Genomic DNA, 18170 nt, shown 5'->3' on the forward strand with positions numbered 1-18170 from the left:
GCAGCCGTTGGAATCTGCGGCTGCATTTCATCCAGGAAGGCCCGGTTCCGCTGGAAACCGGCGGCGGCATGCTCAACGCCCTGCCGCTGCTGGGGGACGCGCCATTCATCGCGGTCAACGGCGATATCTGGACGGATTTCGACTTCGCCCGGCTTCCCGCCCGGCCGGAAGGCCTGGCCCACCTGGTGCTGGTCGACAACCCCGAGCATCACCCGCACGGCGATTTCATTCTGGACGGCAACGGCCGGGTGCACGACCAGGGCACGCAACCGCGACTGACCTTCTCCGGCGTCGGGCTATATGCGCCGGCACTGCTGCGCGACTGGCAGCAGGTGATCGGTGAGGACGACGGCAGCACACAGCGACCGCCGCGCTTCAAGCTGGCGCCGCTGCTGCGTGCGGCGATGGCCCGCGGCCTGGTGACGGGCCAGCACCATCGCGGCCACTGGACCGATGTGGGAACACCGCAACGCCTGCACCAGCTGGAGCTCCAGCTGCGCGGGGAAAACGCCTGATCAGGCTTCCGGCGGCAGGCTTTCCAGCACACGCTTGAGGAACGGCACGGTGATGCGGCGCTTGGCCGCCAGCGATTCGCGGTCCAGCCGTTCCAGCAGCGCCACCAATCCGCTCAGGTCGCGATCGGTGCGGGTGAGCAACCAGTCGATGGCGGCCTCGTCCAGCGCCAGTCCCCGGCGGATGGCGCGCTCGCGCAATACCGCACCGCGCCCTTCATCATCCAGCGGCGACAGCAGGATGCGCCCGCATTGCGACAGCCGCGAGCGCAGGTCCGGCAGCACCAGCCCGAGCGCCTCGGGCGTGGCCCGCGCGGTATAGAGCAAGGTCACGCCAGCGGCGCGTGCGCGGTTGTGGAAATCGAACAACGCGACCTCCGCCTCGCGCTGCCCGGCAATGGCCTCCAGGCCATCGAGCGCAATGACCTCGCGCCCTTCCAGGGCCTCCAGCGCATCACGCAGACGGCCTTGCGCCGCGGCCAGCGGGAAGTAGGCCGGAGCCCTTCCCGACTGTTCGGTCGCCGCGCACAGCGCCAAGGCCAGATGGGTCTTGCCGGTCCCGGCGGCGCCGGCCAGATAGGCCCAATCGCGACTGCTGCCAGCCGCAATCGCACGCAACTGGGCCAGCACGCCATCCGGCGCACCGATGAAATTCTCGAATCGCTGGTCTGGCGGATAGCGCAAGACCAGGGGCAACTGCGGCACGCTCACTTCGGTTCAACGTCCTTCAACACGATCTTTCCGTCCGCGAGCGTGTCACCACGCGGATCCACCACGATCACCGACGCCTGTTGCTGGCCGGCATACAACTCACTATGGCGATAGCGCTCATGCGCATACCGCAGCAATACATTGATGATCGCCGCCGCCGGCAGCGCCAGCAGCATGCCCAGAAAGCCGAACAGCTGCCCACCGGCCATCACCGCGAAGATCACCGCCACCGGATGCAGACCGATCTTGTCGCCGACGATACGCGGCGTCAGCACATAGCTTTCCAGCAGCTGGCCGACCGTGAACACCACCCCCACCAGCACCAGCAGCTGCAGGTCGATGCCCTGTGCCTGCACCAGCGCCGCCAGGATCGCCAGTACCACGCCGGTGGTCGCCCCCAGATACGGGATGAAGCTGATCAGCCCGGCCACCAGGCCGATCAACAGCCCCAGGTTCAATCCGACCAGCGACAGGCCCGCGGCGTACACCACACCCAGCGCGATCATCACCGCGATCTGGCCGCGGATGAACGCGCCCAGCACGTCGTTGGATTCTCTGGCAAGACGCGACACGGTCTCGATATGGTTGCGCGGGATCAGCGAGGCCACCCGTTCGATCAGCTTGTCCCAGTCGCGCAGGAAGTAGTAGGTCAGGATCGGCAGCAGCGCCAGGTTGACCACCAGTGCCACCATCGCAAAGCCCGAACGCGAGACATAGCCGAACAGCGCGGTCGCTGCACCGCCGGCCTGCTGCCAGTGGCTGCGCACCCAGTCGAACAGCTTTTCCGGGGCCAGCCACGCCATGATCTGGAGGCCGCTCTTCTGCTCGATCCACGGAATCGCCTTGGTGACCAGCCAGTCCTGCGCCTGCGGCAGTGCCGCCGCCAGCGTGGAAATCTGGCGCTGGATCATCGGCACCAGGATCAGCAGCGCGAGTATGACCAGCAGGGTCATCAGCACGAACACCAGAATCACCGCGGTGTTGCGCGAGCGCCCGCGCGCTTCCAGCCGATCCACCAGCGGATCACCCAGCCAGCCCAGCATCAGGGCGATCACGAACGGCGTCAGGATCGGCGCCAGCAACCAGGTCACCCACAGACCGAAAGCGCTGAGCACCACCCACTTGAGGCGGCGCAGGAACAGCGCGATTTCCTCTTCGGCGGAATGGCTCATCGGATGCGGTACTCGGCCTGCTGGTATGCGGGAGCCGTGGACGCCGGCTCATCGCTTCCACTGGCGACCACCGGTGCCAGCGGCTGCAAGGCCGCATCCTGGCCCAGCATCCGGTTGAAGCCCGGCAGACCCGTCATCAACTCCAGATCCAGCACCAGCCGGTCGGCGCTGGCCTGCACCGGGATGATCGATTTGACCACCGGCACGCCCTGCAGGGAGGCGGCCAGCCGCAGGTAATCGTCGGCACTGTGGATACCGCTTACCGCAATCCGGTAGACGCCGGCCTTGCCCGACTCCGACGCCTTGGCATAGCGCTTGACCAGCGCATCGGCCGCACCATCGGCACCACCGGCCATCGCCCGGCGGGCATCGCCATCACGGGTGGTCCAGCGCGACAACTCGCGGCCGCCATCCACGAACACCCAGTCGGCCACCCAGCCGCCAGCCCCCCGGTAAAGCTTGCCGATCAGCTGCATCGGTGGTGAATAGCGCGCCGAGGCCCGTGCCACCGCCGCCGTGTCGCCGCGCCAGATCGCTCCGACCAGCGCCTGCTCGGCCGCGCCGCCAGCCGGCAACCCCAGCTTGTAACCGCGCTCGACCGCGCGATCCAGCAACACCCGCGCCGCATTGGACTGCTGCACGCCGACCAGACGCGGACCGCTGCCATCGTCAATGGCCAGCCACACCACCGGCTTGGGCCGCGGCTGTGGCCACACCGGCAGTCCCAGCGCGGCCACCAGACCGTCCACATCGTCCTGCCGGAAGCGCGCCACCAGCACCGTGCGGAAGCTCGGCGCACCGGTGGAGGAGGTGCCCTGGTCCTGCCGGTAGTCGTAGCTTTCGACATAGTCCTTGGCATTGCGCAGCGCCTGCGCCACACCCGGGCGGGTCATTGCACTGCGGTCACCCGACAGCTTGGCCAGCACCGACCCCAACGCCCGGGCCAGCGCCCCGTTGCGGTCCGCATCGGCCTGGCTGTTGACCGGCACCTCGGCCTCGTAGGCGCCGCGGGCGCTGGCAACATCACCTTCGGTACGCGTGCTGGACTGCGCCCACGCCAGCGGCACCGGCAGGCAAAGCGCCAGAAACAGGATTGTGACCAGGCTGCGACGCATTGAAATTTCCATTGCTCGACGGTTTCCGGAGGGAATTGTTGCCCGAATGCGGCCTTCGCGCCAACGTGGCCTGTTAAAATCGACCGTTCACTCCGCCAGTGCAGCCGCCCGTGACCAGTTCCCCGACCTCTGCCAACTCTCCCCTCACCTACCGTGACGCCGGTGTCGACATCGACGCGGGCAACGAGCTGGTCGAGCGCATCAAGCCGCTGGTAAAGCGCAGCTTCCGACCTGAAGTGATGGGCGGACTGGGTGGCTTCGGCGCCCTGTTCGACCTGTCCAACAAGTACCGCGAGCCGGTACTGGTGTCGGGTACCGACGGCGTCGGCACCAAGCTGAAGCTGGCCCAGCAGCTGGGCCGCCACGACACCATCGGCATCGATCTGGTCGCCATGTGCGTCAACGACGTGCTGGTGCAAGGTGCCGAGCCACTGTTCTTCCTGGACTACTTCGCCACCGGCAAGCTCGACATCGATACCGCCGCGGCCGTCGTGGGCGGTATCGCCAACGGCTGCACCGAGGCCGGTTGCGCGCTGATCGGCGGCGAAACCGCCGAGATGCCGGACATGTATGCCCCGGGCGAATACGACCTGGCCGGTTTCACCGTCGCCGGCGTGGAAAAGAGCGAGCTCAAGGACGGCTCTGCCGTGGCCCAGGGCGATGTGCTGATCGGCATCGCCTCCTCCGGCCCGCATTCCAACGGCTATTCGCTGGTGCGCCGCATCTACGAGCGCGCCGGCAGCCCGACCGACGTGGTACTGGAAGATGGCACACCGCTGCTGGACGCGCTGATGGCGCCGACCCGCCTGTACGTCAAGCCGATCCTGTCGCTGCTCAAATCGCACGGCGCTTCGGTCCACGGCATGGCCCATATCACCGGTGGCGGCCTGACCGAGAACATCATCCGGGTCGTGCCTGAGGGTCTGGGCATCACCATCGATGCCCGCAGCTGGACCCTGCCGCCGGTGTTCCAGTGGCTGCAGCGCGAAGGCAATGTCGCCGACAGCGAGATGTGGCGCACCTTCAACTGCGGCATCGGCTTCGTGCTGGCCGTACCGGCCGCCGAAGTGGCTGCCATCAACGCCGCGCTCGATGCGCTGGCGCTGGCGCACTGGCAGATCGGTGAAGTGGTGCCCGCCACAGGCGACGAGCGCGTGCGGATCGGCTGAGACCGCCGACCAGCAAGGAGCCACTCATGGATGCAGTGAATTCCCCCGTCCGGCCGCCAGCACCGGGCGAGGACAACGCCAGCCAGCTGCGGCTGCTGGCGATCTTCCACTATGTGGTGGCGGCGATCACCGGGCTTTTTTCGCTGTTCCCGGTGCTGCACCTGGTGATGGGGCTGGCCATGGTCAACGGCACGCTGCCAATGCAGCCGACCCACCCGGGCAACCCGCCCATCGCCCCGGAGATGTTCGGCTGGATCTTCGTGATCTTCGCCGGGGTGATGATCGTCTGCGGACTGACCCTGGCCGGCTTCATGGCCTACGCCGGGCGCTGCCTGACGCAACGCCGGCGTTACACGCTGTGCCTGGTGGTGGCCGCTCTCTCCTGCATGCTGATGCCCTTCGGCACGGTCTTGGGGATATTCACCCTGATCGTGCTGATGCGACCGCCGGTCAAGGCGGCGTTCGCTTGAAACCCGCACCGTCTCCATTTGCCTTGCTGCCGCGCCACCCTGCATGAGCGCCACCAAGAAAGCCGCCTTCTTCGCCGTGCTGGCGGTGTTCATCGCCACCTGGATCAAACCGATGTGGCCGCTGGAGCAGGCCCTGCACAGCTCGCTGACCATCATCGGCCTGGCCGCACTGGGATGGGTGGACCGCCGCTGGCCACTGGGCAATGGCGCGTTCGTGGCGATCTGCGGCTTCATCGCCCTGCACAGCATCGGCGCCCGCTGGCTGTATTCGAACGTTCCCTATGATCTGTGGGCGCAGGCGCTGACCGGCTGGTCACCGGATGCGGCCTTCGGCTGGCAACGCAACCATTTCGACCGGCTGATCCACGTGCTCTACGGCCTGTGCTTCACCCCGGCGCTGGCCCAGCTGGCGCGCCATGGCTGGCCGGCGCTGCGTGGCGGCCAGGCCTTCAGCCTGGCGGTGATGGTGATCATGTGCTCCAGCCTGGTCTACGAATGGTTCGAGTGGGGCATCGCACTGCTGTTGTCACCGGATGCGGCCGAGGCCTACAACGGCCAGCAAGGTGACATCTGGGACGCACACGCCGACATGCTGCTGGCTACGCTCGGCAGCCTGCTGACATGGCCATTGACCAGGAAATCCACACGATGACCGTCCCTCCCCGTATCGCGGTGCTCGCCTCCGGGCGCGGCAGCAACCTGCAATGCCTGATCGATGGCATCGCCGCCGGCCAGCTGGAGGCGCGGATCGTCGGCGTATTTTCCGACCGACCCGGCGCCCGTGCATTGGACAAGGTGCCCGCCCCATCGCGCTGGGCGCGCTCGCCCAAGGACTTCGCCAGCCGCGAGGCGTTCGATGAAGCGCTTGGCGATGCCGTGGCCGCCTGCAATCCGGACTGGATCGTCTGCGCCGGCTACATGCGCATCCTGGGCGCCGGCTTCGTCGAGCGTTTCAGCGGCCGTCTGGTCAACATCCACCCCTCGCTGCTGCCGCGGCACAAGGGGCTGCACACCCACGCCCGCGCCATCGAGGCCGGCGACACCGAACATGGCGCCAGCGTGCACTTCGTCGTACCTGAACTGGACGCCGGGGCGGTGATCGCCCAGGCCCGGGTACCGGTATTGGCCGATGACACACCCGAATCGCTGGCGGCACGGGTACTGGCGGTGGAGCACCCGTTGCTGCTGGCCAGTGTGCGCCTGCTCGCGACCGGCCGCGTAACTGAACAGGATGGCCGCATCCGCCTGGATGGTCAGTCCCTGTTTAGGCCGCTGCGCCTAGATTCCGCCGGAACCCTTTGCGCCTGATCCCCACATAGCGCCAACCGGTCGGCTGGCATGATCCTCCTTCCCTTACGGACCTGGTCCCGCATGACATTCGCGCCATTCAAATCGCTGGTGCCGATCACCTTGCTGGTAGCGGCAGGCGCCTCCGCACAGCAGCCCTCGGCACCGGCAGTGCCCTTGCCGGCCACCGAATGGACCGCGCCGGCGCTGGAACCGTTCGTGGCCACCTACCAGGCCTTCTACAAGGGCAAGGAAGCCGGTGACGCGACGCTGCGCGTGGTGCACAGCGAAGGCGCGCAATGGCGGGTGGATATGGCCGTCCGCGGCAAACGCGGATTCGCCAGCGTGCTGGGGCTGAATCTGGAACAGAGCACCGTCTTCAACAACGAGGGCAGCGTCTACACCCCGCTCAGCCAGAGCACGGTGAAGAAGGCCTTGTTCCTGGGCAAGAAAGTCACCGGCGTCTACAACTGGCAGACCGGCACCGCGCAATGGCAGGGCGACCTGAAAAAGGAACGGCAGCAGCCCATCCCGCTGCAGCGCGGCGACCAGAGCGCATTGCTGCTGAATCTGTCACTGATGCGCGACGCCCGCCCCGGGCAGACGCTGCAGTACCGTTATGTCGATGTCGGCCGCGTCCGCCAGTACGAATACCGGGCCGCCGATGCCACCGAGAACGTCCAGATCGGCGACCTGAGCTATGACGCCCTGCGGGTCTACCGCACCAACGGCGGCAATGACGAAACCGTCCTGTGGATCGCCAATGGCGTACCCACCCCGGTGCGCATCCTGCAACGCAAAGACGGCGAGGACGAGATCGACCTGCGCCTGATCGAATACCAAGGAGCCTGAGCATGAACCGTATTCCGAGCCTGCTTCGCATCGCCACCACCGCCGTCCTGGCCCTGGCCAGCCTGCCGGTACTGGCGATGGAGCCCTTCACCGCGAACTACCAGGCCAGCTACATGGGCATGCAGGCCAACGGCGTGATGACGCTGGCCGCGGAGGGCGCCAATCGCTGGCGCTACAGCCTGCAGATCAAGAATCCGATGGCCGATCTGAGCCAGAGCACGGTGTTCGATGAGCTGGCCGGCAAACTGCGCCCGCTCAGCAGCCACGACCGCTCGGTGCTGCTGATCAAGCGCAAGCAGGTCGATGCCAGCTATGACTGGAACAGCAAACAGGCCACCTGGAGTGGCGATGTGAAGCCCGAACGCCGCGGCCCGATCCGCCTGCGCGATGGCGACATGGATGCATTGCTGATCAACCTCGCCATCGCCCGCGACCTGGCCGCCGGCAAACCGCTGAGCTACCGCATGGTCGACGACGGCCGCATCAAGCCGATGACCTACCGGGTGGTCGGCAAGGAAAACGTGACGATCGACGGCAAGCCGCGCGAGGCCACCAAAGTCTCGCGCGTGGACGGCAACAAGGAGCAGATCGCCTGGATCGTGGCCGGCATGCCGGTGCCCGCGCGCCTGCTGCAACGGGAAAACGGCCAGGACGCACTGGACCTGACCATCAAGTCGATCCACTGACCCCCGCAGCCACAAAAAAAGCCCGGCAAATGCCGGGCTTTTCTGTTGCTGCAACCTCACTTGGCCGGAGCATCGCGCTTGAATACCGTCTTGCAGTCACGACGGAACTCTTCGCCGCTGCTGCGCCACAGGAAGCTGCGGCACTGGCGATTGCCCTCCTCCGCATCCTGCACCGTCACCGCGTAGAAGGCCTGCAGGAACTCGTCACGGCTGACCTGGCCATCGCCATTCCAGTCCATCTGCTCCTTCTCCACCCCGCGGGTGATCGCCACGCCGGAATACCAGGCCCAGCCCAGCCAAACCAGTGCGATCAGCACCAGCACCAGCAGGGCCCGCCGACGCGGCGTGAAGCGGCCCTTGATGATCATGCGATGCGCCGGATGCCGGCACCGAGCGCACCGAGCTTCTCCTCGATGTTCTCGTAGCCACGGTCCAGGTGGTAGATGCGGTCGATGGTGGTGTCGCCATCGGCCATCAGACCGGCCAGGATCAACGACGCCGAAGCACGCAGGTCGGTCGCCATCACCGGCGCGCCGCTCAGGCGCTCGACCCCGCGACAGATCGCGGTGCGTCCCTCGATCTGGATGTCCGCCCCCAGCCGCTGCAGCTCCTGTACGTGCATGAAGCGGTTCTCGAAGATGGTTTCGTTGATCACGCCCACGCCATCGGCCACACAGTTCAGCGCCATGAACTGCGCCTGCATGTCGGTCGGAAACGCCGGATACGGCGCGGTGGTCAGATTGACCGCTTTGGGCCGCTTGCCGTGCATGTCCAAAGTGATGGTGTCTTCGGTGGCTTCGATCTCCGCACCGGCCTCGACCAGCTTGGCCAGCACCGCATCCATCGTGTCCGGACGCGCGTTGCGCACCACGATGCGCCCGCCGGTCATCGCCGCGGCCACCAGGAAGGTGCCGGTTTCGATGCGGTCGGCCAGTACCGCATGGCGGCCGCCGGCCAGACGCTCGACGCCTTCGATCACCAGCCGCGCGGTGCCGATGCCCTCGATCTTCGCGCCCAGTGCGATCAGGCAATGCGCCAGATCCGACACCTCCGGCTCCATCGCCGCGTTGTCCAGCACCGTGGTGCCTTCGGCCAGCACCGCGGCCATCAGCACGTTCTCGGTACCGGTCACGCTGACCATGTCGAAAGTGAAGTGCCCGCCCTTCAGACGACCATCGACGTGGGCCTTGATGAAACCGTTCTCGACGGTGATGTGCGCACCCAGCGCCTGCAGGCCCTTGATGTGCTGGTCCACCGGACGCGAGCCGATCGCGCAACCGCCCGGCAGCGACACTTCGGCCTGACCGAACTTGGCCAGCAACGGCCCCAGCACCAGGATCGAGGCGCGCATGGTCTTGACCAGCTCATACGGGGCGACATGCTGATCCACGGTGCGCGGATCGACCACGATCGCGCTGCCGCGCGAGAGCGTGCCCTGGTCGATGGTGACCTTGGCGCCCAGCTCGCCGAGCAGCTTCACGGTGGTGATCACGTCGTGCAGGTGCGGCACGTTGGTGATCTCCACCGGCGCATCGGCAAGCAAGGTGGCGCACAGGATCGGCAGAACGGCGTTCTTGGCGCCGGAAACATTGACCTCACCGTTCAGCGCGCTGCCGCCGGTGACTACGATTTTTGCCATGGAGTAAGGGCCGATAAGTAGAAAGGAGAGAGTTGCCGGCTCAGCCGGCTTCTGCCGGCGTAACGGTTTTCAGTGCCAACGCGTGGATCGCGCCGCTGTCCAGCTGCGCCTTGACCGTGGCATTGACCATGCGGTGCCGCGCCAGCAGCGGCTTGCCGGCAAACGCCTCGCACACCACCGTGGCCTCGAAATGCACGCCGTCGTCACCCTGCACGTCCGCACGGGCGCCTGGCAGGCCGGTTTCGATCAGGTTTCGGATGGTTTCGGCGTCCAAAGCGCTTTCCTAATAAAATGGGCGCCCATTCTACTATTCCGAGTGGCGCCCGTATGGCTGCTTCCCCCCTTTCGCTGAACGCGGTCCGTGATGCCGACCTGATCGCCAGCGGCCACCGTGTCTTTGAGATCGAACAGGCCGAGCTGGACCGCGTCGGCAACCGTCTGGGCGCCGAGTTCGCTGCCGCCTGCCGCCTGATCCTGGGCGCGCGCGGCCGGGTGGTCGCCACCGGCATGGGCAAATCCGGGCACATCGCGCGCAAGATCGCCGCCACCCTGGCTTCCACCGGCACCCCTGCGTTCTACGTGCACCCGGGTGAAGCCGGCCATGGCGACCTGGGCATGATCACCGAGGACGACGTGGTGCTGGCACTGTCCTATTCCGGTGAGTCGGACGAAGTGCTGATGCTGCTGCCGGTGCTCAAGCGCCAGGGCAACCCGCTGATCTCGATGACCGGAAAGCCACAGTCCAGCCTGGCCAGAGCCGCCGACGTGCATCTGGATGTGAACGTCGCCAACGAGGCCTGCCCGCTGGCGCTGGCACCGACCTCCAGCACCACCGCCTCGCTGGCGATGGGCGATGCGCTGGCGGTGGCACTGCTCGATGCGCGCGGCTTCACCGCCGATGATTTCGCCCGCTCGCACCCGGCCGGCAGCCTCGGCCGGCGCCTGCTGCTGCACATCACCGATGTGATGCACAGCGGCGAGGACCTGCCCAGCGTGCGCGAGGATGCCAGCCTGAGCGAGGCACTGCTGGAGATGAGCCGCAAGCGTCTGGGCATGACCGCCATCGTCGATGCCCAGGGCCGCCTGGCGGGACTGTTCACCGATGGCGACCTGCGCCGGGCGCTGGATACCGACCTGGACGTGCGCACCGTCGGCATCGCCCAGGTGATGACCCGCAACCCGCGCACCATCGGCGCCGACCAGCTGGCCGTGGAAGCCGCGCGTCTGCTGGAGACGCACCAGATCAACGGCCTGATCGTCGTCGATGCCGGCAACCGTCCGGTCGGCGCCCTGAATATTCATGACCTGTTGCGGGCAAAAGTGGTTTAAAGCCAGCACAATGACGCGTTCCGGGCCCCGGCCCGGTCAAGCCGCAACGGACCGCACCGCACATGCCCTATTCCCCGCTCGAGCACTTTCCCTCCGCCCTGCATGTCACCGCCAGCGCCATCCGGCTGGCGTGCTTTGACGTGGATGGCACGCTGACCGACGGCCGCCTGTTCTACGACCATGCCGGCAACGAGAGCAAGGCGTACTACGTGCAGGACGGACTGGGCCTGAAACTGCTGCAGCAGCATGGCATCCATCCGGTATTGATCACCGCGCGCAACAGCCTGTCCGCGCAGAAGCGCGGCGCCGACCTGGGCATCGACACCCAGATCGCGGTCGGCGACAAGCTCGCCAGCGTGCGCGCCTTGTGCCAACAGCACGGCATCGGCCTGGAGCAGGTGGCCTTCATGGGCGACGACCTGCCCGATCTGGCGCCACTGTGCGCGGTCGGCCTGGCGGTGGCACCGGCGGACGCGCACCCCTGGATCACCGAGCGCGTGCACTGGCAGACCCGTGCCGCCGGCGGCCGTGGCGCCGCACGCGAACTGTGCGACGTGCTGCTGGCCGCGCAAGGAAAGCTGGACGCGGTGCTGGCGAGGTATGCACGATGAACTGGCGCACCTTGCTCGGCATTGGCCTGGCAGCGGCCGCGCTGGCCAGCGGCTGGTCGGCCTGGCACCACCGCAAAGCGGCCGTTCCGGTCGCTGCCGACAGCCTGCGCTCGGACTACGTGCTGAGCGATTTCGAGATCGTGGCGCTCGACAAGCAAGGCAAGGAATCCACCACCTTGCGGGCGCCCAGCATGGAGCGCAGCCGGGCCGATGAATCGATGACCATCACCCGTCCGCTGTTCCTGCTGCCCGATGCGGCCGGCCACCACTGGCAGCTGCAATCGGACACCGGCTGGGTCAGCGCCAAGGGCGAGGAGATGCGCCTGCGCGGCAATGTCGCCGGCGACAGCCCCAGCGACGGCAAAACCCCGCCCACCACCTTCCGCACCGATGCACTGGATGTGTTCCCCGAGCAGAATCTGGCCCGTACCGACGGGCAGGTCACCATGACCCGCCCCGGTCTGCACCAGAGCGGTGTCGGCTTCCGGGCCAATCTGAAATCCGGCCAATATTCCCTCCTTTCCCAGGTCAAGACCCGCTATGAACCCACTGCTGCCCGCTAAGCTCGCGTCACTCGCTCTGCTCGCCGGCCTCCTTGCGCCGGGTCTGGCCTGGTCCAAGGCCGCCGACCGCAACCAGCCGATGACCATCGACTCGACCAGCAGCGACTGCAACATGACCGGTGACAACGGCAAGTGCCGTTTCAGCGGCAACGTGGTCATCACCCAGGGCACGCTGGAGATCCATGCCGATACCGCCGACGTGATCCAGAAAAACGGTGAAACCGAACGTGTCGTGCTGACAGGCAAACAGGCCACGCTGAAACAGCAGATGGACGACAACACCTGGATGAACGCCCGCGCCGACAGCATGGATTACAACGTCGGCAGCGAAATCATCATCCTGACCGGCAACTACAAGGTCGACTCCGAGCGCGGCTCCAACTCCGGCCAGCGCATGGTCTACAACACCCGTTCCGGCGCCATGCAGAGCGGCGGCGACGGCACCCGTGTGCGCACCGTGATCCAGCCCAAGAACAAGGCCGCAACCCCGGGAGAGAAGAAGTAATGCTCATCGCCGAAGGCCTGCGCAAGCGCTACAAGAACCGCGAAGTCGTCAAGAACTTCGGCCTGACCCTGGCGGCCGGCGAAGTGGTGGGCCTGCTCGGCCCCAACGGCGCCGGCAAGACCACCTGCTTCTACATGATCGTGGGCCTGGTGGAGAGCGACGCCGGCCGTATCGAGCTGGACGGACGCGACATCACCTCCGATCCGATGTACTCGCGCGCCAAGCTGGGGGTGGGTTATCTGCCTCAGGAACCGTCGGTGTTCCGCAAGCTCACCGTGGCCGACAACATCCGCCTGGTGCTGGAACTGCGCGAGGACCTGGATGCCGCAGGCCGCGAGCGCGAGCTGTCTTCGCTGCTGGACGAGCTGCAGATCGGTCACGTTGCCGAGCAGGCCGGTGCCAGCCTCTCCGGCGGCGAACGCCGTCGCTGCGAGATCGCACGCGCGCTGGCCGCCAAGCCACGCCTGATCCTGCTCGATGAACCCTTCGCCGGTGTCGATCCGATCTCGGTCGGCGAGATCCAGCGCATCGTCACCCACCTCAAGCAGCGTGGCATCGGGGTGCTGATCACCGACCACAACGTGCGCGAGACCTTGGGAATCTGCGACCGCGCGTATATCCTCAATGAAGGCAGCGTACTGGCGCAGGGGGCACCGGACGAACTGCTGGCCAATACCGACGTTCGCCGCGTGTATCTCGGAGACACCTTCACCCTCTGAGCGGCGACCGCCCGGCCATCCGCCCTTCCTGGACAGGCACCGGCATGAAAGCACGGCTGCAGACATCGCTGGGACAGCATCTGGTCATGACGCCGCAATTGCGTCAGGCCATCAAGCTGTTGCAGATGTCCAGCACCGAGCTGGAAGTGGAGCTGGCCGAAGCGGTGGAAACCAATCCACTGCTGGAATGGGCCGAGAACGCCGAACAGACCGCGGCCAGCGACACCGGCGAACGCAGCGGATCAACGGCCGACAGCGGCAAGGACGAGGATCGGCCGGACTGGTCCACCGATGATCCGGACTGGGGCGGCGGGAAAAGCGGATCGTTCGACGGCGATGACGACGATGCCAGCGACCGCGTGGCCGAGCCGGAAACGCTCGCCGACCACCTGCTCTGGCAGCTGCACCTGTCCCCCCTTAACAGCCGCGACCGCACGATAGGTGCAGCGCTGATCGATGCCTTCGATGACGACGGCTATCTGCGCGAACCGCTGGCGGCCATCGCGCAGACGCTGCTGCCGGATATCCGCGCGGACGAAGACGAAATCCTGACCGTACTGCACCAGATCCAGCGCTTCGATCCGGTCGGCATTGGCGCACGCACGCTGGGCGAATGCCTGAAACTGCAGCTGCACGTCCTGCCGGCGGATACCGCCGGGCTGGCGCTGGCGCGCGTGATCGCCGACGGTCCACTCGAGCGCCTGCCACGCGCGGGCATCGCCGGAATCGCCCAGGAGCTGAAACAGCCGGTGGCCGCCGTCGATGAAGCGGTGCAACTGCTGCGCTCGCTGGATCCGCGCCCGGGCAAGCAGATCGGCGAGCTTTCCACAGACAGCTATGTCGTCCCGGATTGCGTGGTGTGGCGCCAGCGCGGCGTCTGGCGCGCGGCCCTGGCCGGCCATGCCGGTCCACGCGTGGTCATCCACCGTGGCTACGAGCAGCTGATCCGCCGCTGTGGCGATGCCGATGCCAGCTATCTGCGCGCCCAGCTGCAGGAGGCCCGGTGGCTGCTCAAGAGCCTGGAAGCCCGCGGCGAGACCCTGCTGCGGGTGGTCAACCGCCTGTTGCATCACCAGGCCGCGTTCCTGGAGTTCGGCGCGCAGGCGTTGCGCCCGCTGACCCTGCGCGAGATCGCCGGCGAGCTGGAACTGCATGAATCCACCATTTCGCGTGCCATCGCCCGCAAATATGTCCGCACCCCGCGCGGCACCTTGCCGCTGCGCGCGTTTTTCGCCTCGGGCATCGACACCGACAGCGGCGGTGAAGCCTCCAGCACCGCCATCCAATCGATGCTCCGCAAGCTGATCGAGGCGGAAAACCCGCGCAAGCCGCTTTCTGACGCCAAGCTGGCTGAAATGCTCAAAACCTCCGGCATACCGGTAGCGCGGCGCACCGTTGCGAAGTATCGTGAAGCCATGAACATCTCCGCCTCCCACGAACGCGTCCGCATCGTCTGAAGCATTCGCAGGTCCGGCGCAGGGTTCATCAAGGCAACCCCGAACCACAGGAGGAATCCGATGCGTATCGAGACGTTTGGCAAAGACGTGGAAGTCACGCCCGCCCTGAAGGAGTATGTGGAAACCAAGCTGCAGCGATTGGCCAAACACTTCGACCAGCACTGCGAAGTCCGGGTGACACTGTCACTGCAGAAGAACGAACACCACGTCGACGCCAGCGCCAACCTCCCCGGCCAGACCTTGCACGCCGAAGCCGGCGCACAGACCATGTATGCGGCCATCGACATCCTGGCCGACAAGCTCGACCGGCTGGTCATCAGGTACAAGGAAAAGAATCTTCCCCACGCACCGCATGCACTGCGCGACAATGGCTGACAGACGCCCTCGCCCGTTGCAGACATGCCCCTGAATGACCTGATGGCGGCCGTGAGTACCCAGGTGCTCGCGGCCGCTGATCGCATCAGCACCCTTCGTGCCGCCGCCCGTTTGTTGGCCTGCCGAGAAGCCGCTGAAGACCGTATTTTCCAGAGCCTGTGCGAGCGCGAAGGCGTCGGCAGCACCGCCATCGGCCATGGCATCGCCATTCCACACGGCCGCTCGGCCACGCTTGAACGCCCCCGTGGCGCCTTGTTGCGACTGGTGCAACCCGTGGACTTCGGTGGCGACGAGCCGGTGGATCTGGTCTTCGCGATGGCGGTGCCGGCGCATTACACCCATCAACACCTGATGCTGCTGTCCGAGCTGGCGGAGATGTTCTCCGACAGCGGCATACGCGCGGCCCTGCGCGAGGCCGCGGATGAAACAGCTCTCAAGCAGATTCTTGACGATCCACAGCGGGTGCATTCGGCATGAATACCAGCATCACCGCGCGTGAACTCTTCGACCAGCAGCGCGAACGCCTGGACCTGCGCTGGGTCGCCGGGCAGGCCGGCGGCAAGCGCGAGCTGGAGGCCGGAAATACCGTCGCCCGGCGCCCGTCACTGGCCGGCTATCTGAACACCATCTACCCGAACAAGGTGCAGATCCTCGGTACCGAGGAGCTGGCGTGGCTGGATTCGCTTGATGCGCGCCAGCGCTGGGAGGTCATCGAGCGCATCATCCAGGCCCACCCGCTGGCACTGGTCATCACCAAGAATCACGGCTGCCCGGAAGACCTGCGCGCCGCGGCCGATGAGTCGCAGACGCCGCTGTGGATCTCGCCCAAGCGCGGTCACGAGCTGCTCAACCACCTCTCCTATCATCTGGCCCGCACCCTGGCGCCGCGCATCACCCTGCACGGCGTATTCATGGAGATCTACTCGATCGGCGTGCTGATCACCGGTGAAGCCGGTTCGGGCAAGAGCGAGCTGGCACTGGAGCTGCTTTCCCGCGGACACCGGCTGGTAGCCGACGATGCACCTGAATTCACCCAGATCGCCCCGGACGTCCTGGACGGCACCTGCCCCGAACTGCTGCAGGATCTGCTGGAAGTGCGTGGCCTGGGCGTGCTCAACGTGCGCCAGATGTTCGGTGACACGGCTGTAAAGAAGAACAAGTATCTTCGCCTGATCGTCCACCTGACCAAGCCGATGACCGAACCGGGCAGCTATGGCTACGAGCGCCTGACCGGCGATTCGGGCAAGCGTCACGTACTGGATCTGGATGTGCCGCTGATCACCTTGCCGGTGATGCCCGGCCGCAACCTCGCGGTGCTGACCGAAGCGGCCACCCGGCTGCATATCCTGCGCACCAAAGGCATCGATCCGGCCGCCATGTTCATCGCCCGCCACAGCAACCTGTTGGAGCAACGCACCCCATGAACGCGTCGTCCTCCCCGACTCTCGTCATCGTCAGCGGCTTGTCCGGTTCGGGCAAATCCGTCGCCCTGAAGACCTTCGAGGATCTGGATTACTACTGTTCTGACAATATCCCGGTGAACCTGCTGCCGGACTTCGTGCGCAGCGTGCTCGGTGAAGGGACGGAAAACAGCCCGCAGCGCATGGCCGTGGGTATCGATGTGCGCGGACGCAGTGACCTTAGCCAGCTGGCACGCTGGCGCCAGACAGCACGGGAATACGGCATCGATGCGCGGCTGCTGTTTTTCGAAGCCAACGACGACACCTTGCTGGCGCGCTATGCCGATACCCGGCGCCGCCATCCGCTGAGCCACCTGGGCCTGTCGCTTCCCGAGGCGATCGCCCGCGAGCGCGAGCTGACGGCACCGCTGCGGCGCGAAGCCAACGCGGTGATCGACACCAGCAAACTCAACGTGCACCAGCTGCGCCGCCGGGTCATCACCGACTTCACGCTGAGCAAGGAAAGCACGCTGTCGCTGCTGTTTGAATCCTTTGCCTACAAGCGCGGCGTGCCGGCCGAGGCGGATTTCGTGTTCGACGCGCGGGTCCTGCCGAATCCGCACTGGGACCCGGAACTACGGTCGCTGACCGGGCGCGACCGCGAGGTCCGCGAGCACCTGGACGCCCAACCCGAGGTCGTACGTTATGTCAGCCAGATCGAGGACCTGCTGGACACCTGGCTGCCCAAACTCGGCAGCGAAACCCGCAGTTATGTGACCGTCGCCTTCGGCTGCACCGGTGGCAAACACCGCTCGGTGTATCTGGCCGAACGGCTGGCACGCCACACCCGGGATCGCGGCTGGCAGGACGTGGCCACCTTCCATCGCGAACAGGATTGAATCGCCCGGAAAAGGCTGTCTTTGCCGCTATCGCGGACTCGGTCTGACCTGTTAACGTTCCAACATGAACTGTGGCGTTCTCCTAATTACCCATCCCGGTGTCGGCAGTGCCCTGCTGGACGTTGCCAGACACCTGCTGCGACAACTTCCACTGAAAACCGAAGCTTTCGAAGTACCGTTCGACGCGGATCTCGACGCCCTGCTGCCCCAGGCCTCGGCCGCGCTGCGCAGGGTGGAGAGTGAGGCCGGCGTGCTGGTGCTGACGGATCTGTACGGTGCCAGCCCCAGCAATCTGGCTGCCCAGCTCGCACGCCTCGGCACGCCGGTGCGGCGCGTGTCCGCGTTGAGTCTGCCGATGCTGCTGCGGGTCATGAACTATCCGGAACAGGGATTGGACCAACTGCCCGCCACTGCGGCGGCGGGCGCACGCAATGGAGCCATCATCGACGATGCTTGAACAAGTACTCACCGTATCCAATCGCCTGGGCCTCCATGCCCGCGCGACCGCCAAACTGGTGCAGCTGCTGTCCGGCTACCGCGCCAACGCCACGCTGCTGGCCAAAGGCCGCGAGGTCAACGCCAAGAGCATCATGGGCGTGATGTTGCTGGCCGCCGGTAATCCCCCCATTAACCAGAGTTCTGAGAAGTAGAGCTATGCGGCCATGGCCAACCGCTGCTTGGGGGTGATGCCGCCCAAGG

At 66.2% G+C, this 18170-nt stretch carries 24 protein-coding genes and 1 pseudogene; 19 read left to right on the top strand and 6 right to left on the bottom strand.

Features of this window, described 5'->3' with window-relative positions:
* Positions 1–515, top strand: a 515-nt coding sequence (locus ARC78_RS16790) for a glycosyltransferase family protein (protein WP_057506395.1), incomplete at its 5' end; no start/stop codon positions are given.
* Here the strand turns inward: ARC78_RS16790 and hda are convergent.
* The 3 genes from hda to ARC78_RS12130 are packed head-to-tail and all read right to left on the bottom strand — an operon-like array spanning position 516 to position 3522.
* Entirely contained in the window at positions 516–1223 is a 708-nt protein-coding gene (hda, locus tag ARC78_RS12120) for a DnaA regulatory inactivator Hda (RefSeq protein WP_057506396.1), read from the bottom strand.
* A complete protein-coding gene (locus tag ARC78_RS12125) occupies positions 1220–2395 on the bottom strand; it encodes an AI-2E family transporter (protein WP_057506397.1) in 1176 nt (391 codons plus the stop codon). The genes hda and ARC78_RS12125 overlap by 4 nt, the downstream gene beginning before the upstream one ends.
* Positions 2392–3522 carry a DUF2066 domain-containing protein gene (locus tag ARC78_RS12130; protein WP_199398917.1) on the bottom strand — a complete coding sequence of 377 codons (1131 nt, stop codon included), beginning with the start codon at positions 3520–3522 and terminating at the stop codon, positions 2392–2394. Before ARC78_RS12130 ends, ARC78_RS12125 begins: the two co-directional genes overlap by 4 nt.
* Positions 3523–3620: 98 nt before the next feature.
* On the opposite strand from ARC78_RS12130, the gene purM reads away from it, so the two are divergent.
* The 6 genes from purM (at position 3621) to ARC78_RS12160 (ending at position 7974) form a co-directional block, all read left to right on the top strand.
* On the top strand, positions 3621–4679 hold the full coding sequence (gene purM / locus ARC78_RS12135; RefSeq protein ID WP_054658957.1) for a phosphoribosylformylglycinamidine cyclo-ligase: 1059 nt from the start codon (positions 3621–3623) through the stop codon (positions 4677–4679).
* A 26-nt stretch (positions 4680–4705) separates the two neighbouring features.
* Positions 4706–5149 carry a hypothetical protein gene (locus tag ARC78_RS12140; protein WP_054658956.1) on the top strand — a complete coding sequence of 148 codons (444 nt, stop codon included), beginning with the start codon at positions 4706–4708 and terminating at the stop codon, positions 5147–5149.
* Positions 5150–5192: 43 nt separating this feature from the next.
* A complete protein-coding gene (locus tag ARC78_RS12145) occupies positions 5193–5801 on the top strand; it encodes a DUF2238 domain-containing protein (protein WP_054658955.1) in 609 nt (202 codons plus the stop codon).
* Positions 5798–6457 (top strand): phosphoribosylglycinamide formyltransferase, encoded by a 660-nt coding sequence (gene purN / locus ARC78_RS12150; RefSeq protein ID WP_054658954.1) that lies wholly within the window; start codon positions 5798–5800, stop codon positions 6455–6457. Before ARC78_RS12145 ends, purN begins: the two co-directional genes overlap by 4 nt.
* A 63-nt stretch (positions 6458–6520) precedes the next feature.
* Positions 6521–7288 (top strand): DUF3108 domain-containing protein, encoded by a 768-nt coding sequence (locus tag ARC78_RS12155; protein WP_054658953.1) that lies wholly within the window; start codon positions 6521–6523, stop codon positions 7286–7288.
* 2 nt (positions 7289–7290) lie between these two features.
* Positions 7291–7974, top strand: coding sequence for a DUF3108 domain-containing protein (locus tag ARC78_RS12160; RefSeq protein WP_057506399.1), 684 nt, complete (start codon positions 7291–7293; stop codon positions 7972–7974).
* A gap of 56 nt (positions 7975–8030) precedes the next feature.
* Here ARC78_RS12160 and ARC78_RS12165 read toward each other — a convergent pair whose 3' ends face one another.
* The 3 genes from ARC78_RS12165 to ARC78_RS12175 are packed head-to-tail and all read right to left on the bottom strand — an operon-like array spanning position 8031 to position 9887.
* Positions 8031–8342: an EF-hand domain-containing protein gene (locus tag ARC78_RS12165; protein ID WP_054658952.1), complete on the bottom strand. Its 312-nt coding sequence runs from the start codon at positions 8340–8342 to the stop codon at positions 8031–8033.
* Positions 8339–9613, bottom strand: coding sequence for a UDP-N-acetylglucosamine 1-carboxyvinyltransferase (gene murA / locus ARC78_RS12170; protein ID WP_054658951.1), 1275 nt, complete (start codon positions 9611–9613; stop codon positions 8339–8341). Before murA ends, ARC78_RS12165 begins: the two co-directional genes overlap by 4 nt.
* 40 nt (positions 9614–9653) lie before the next feature.
* Positions 9654–9887, bottom strand: a complete 234-nt coding sequence (locus ARC78_RS12175) for a BolA family protein (protein ID WP_054658950.1) — start codon at positions 9885–9887, stop codon at positions 9654–9656.
* Between the two features lie 53 nt (positions 9888–9940).
* On the opposite strand from ARC78_RS12175, the gene ARC78_RS12180 reads away from it, so the two are divergent.
* The 12 genes and pseudogenes from ARC78_RS12180 to ARC78_RS12235 all read left to right on the top strand — a co-directional run.
* The gene (locus ARC78_RS12180) at positions 9941–10942 is read left to right on the top strand and encodes a KpsF/GutQ family sugar-phosphate isomerase (RefSeq protein WP_057506400.1); all 1002 of its coding nucleotides are present in this window, start codon (positions 9941–9943) and stop codon (positions 10940–10942) included.
* Between the two features lie 62 nt (positions 10943–11004).
* Positions 11005–11553, top strand: a complete 549-nt coding sequence (locus ARC78_RS12185) for a KdsC family phosphatase (RefSeq protein ID WP_057506401.1) — start codon at positions 11005–11007, stop codon at positions 11551–11553.
* Entirely contained in the window at positions 11550–12116 is a 567-nt protein-coding gene (lptC, locus tag ARC78_RS12190; RefSeq protein WP_054659219.1) for an LPS export ABC transporter periplasmic protein LptC, read from the top strand. Before ARC78_RS12185 ends, lptC begins: the two co-directional genes overlap by 4 nt.
* Positions 12094–12621 carry a lipopolysaccharide transport periplasmic protein LptA gene (lptA, locus tag ARC78_RS12195; protein ID WP_089153159.1) on the top strand — a complete coding sequence of 176 codons (528 nt, stop codon included), beginning with the start codon at positions 12094–12096 and terminating at the stop codon, positions 12619–12621. Before lptC ends, lptA begins: the two co-directional genes overlap by 23 nt.
* Positions 12621–13340 carry an LPS export ABC transporter ATP-binding protein gene (gene lptB / locus ARC78_RS12200; RefSeq protein ID WP_057506402.1) on the top strand — a complete coding sequence of 240 codons (720 nt, stop codon included), beginning with the start codon at positions 12621–12623 and terminating at the stop codon, positions 13338–13340. Before lptA ends, lptB begins: the two co-directional genes overlap by 1 nt.
* Before the next feature lie 44 nt (positions 13341–13384).
* Entirely contained in the window at positions 13385–14797 is a 1413-nt protein-coding gene (locus ARC78_RS12205; RefSeq protein WP_054659217.1) for an RNA polymerase factor sigma-54, read from the top strand.
* Positions 14798–14857: 60 nt separating this feature from the next.
* Positions 14858–15172 (top strand): ribosome hibernation-promoting factor, HPF/YfiA family, encoded by a 315-nt coding sequence (gene hpf / locus ARC78_RS12210; RefSeq protein WP_054659215.1) that lies wholly within the window; start codon positions 14858–14860, stop codon positions 15170–15172.
* A gap of 24 nt (positions 15173–15196) precedes the next feature.
* The gene (locus ARC78_RS12215; protein WP_054659213.1) at positions 15197–15649 is read left to right on the top strand and encodes a PTS sugar transporter subunit IIA; all 453 of its coding nucleotides are present in this window, start codon (positions 15197–15199) and stop codon (positions 15647–15649) included.
* Positions 15646–16596 carry an HPr(Ser) kinase/phosphatase gene (gene hprK, locus ARC78_RS12220; RefSeq protein WP_054659211.1) on the top strand — a complete coding sequence of 317 codons (951 nt, stop codon included), beginning with the start codon at positions 15646–15648 and terminating at the stop codon, positions 16594–16596. Before ARC78_RS12215 ends, hprK begins: the two co-directional genes overlap by 4 nt.
* Entirely contained in the window at positions 16593–17471 is an 879-nt protein-coding gene (gene rapZ / locus ARC78_RS12225) for an RNase adapter RapZ (RefSeq protein ID WP_054659209.1), read from the top strand. Before hprK ends, rapZ begins: the two co-directional genes overlap by 4 nt.
* Positions 17472–17535: 64 nt before the next feature.
* Complete coding sequence (locus ARC78_RS12230) at positions 17536–17928, top strand: PTS sugar transporter subunit IIA (protein ID WP_054659207.1); 393 nt, start codon at positions 17536–17538, stop codon at positions 17926–17928.
* A pseudogene (locus tag ARC78_RS12235) lies at positions 17921–18088 on the top strand (HPr family phosphocarrier protein); the annotation flags it as partial. The gene ARC78_RS12230 and the pseudogene ARC78_RS12235, both read left to right, overlap by 8 nt.
* Positions 18089–18170 lie beyond the last annotated feature (82 nt).

This window comes from Stenotrophomonas pictorum JCM 9942, from assembly GCF_001431585.1.
In the GTDB taxonomy this organism is placed as follows: Bacteria; Pseudomonadota; Gammaproteobacteria; order Xanthomonadales; family Xanthomonadaceae; genus Stenotrophomonas; species Stenotrophomonas pictorum.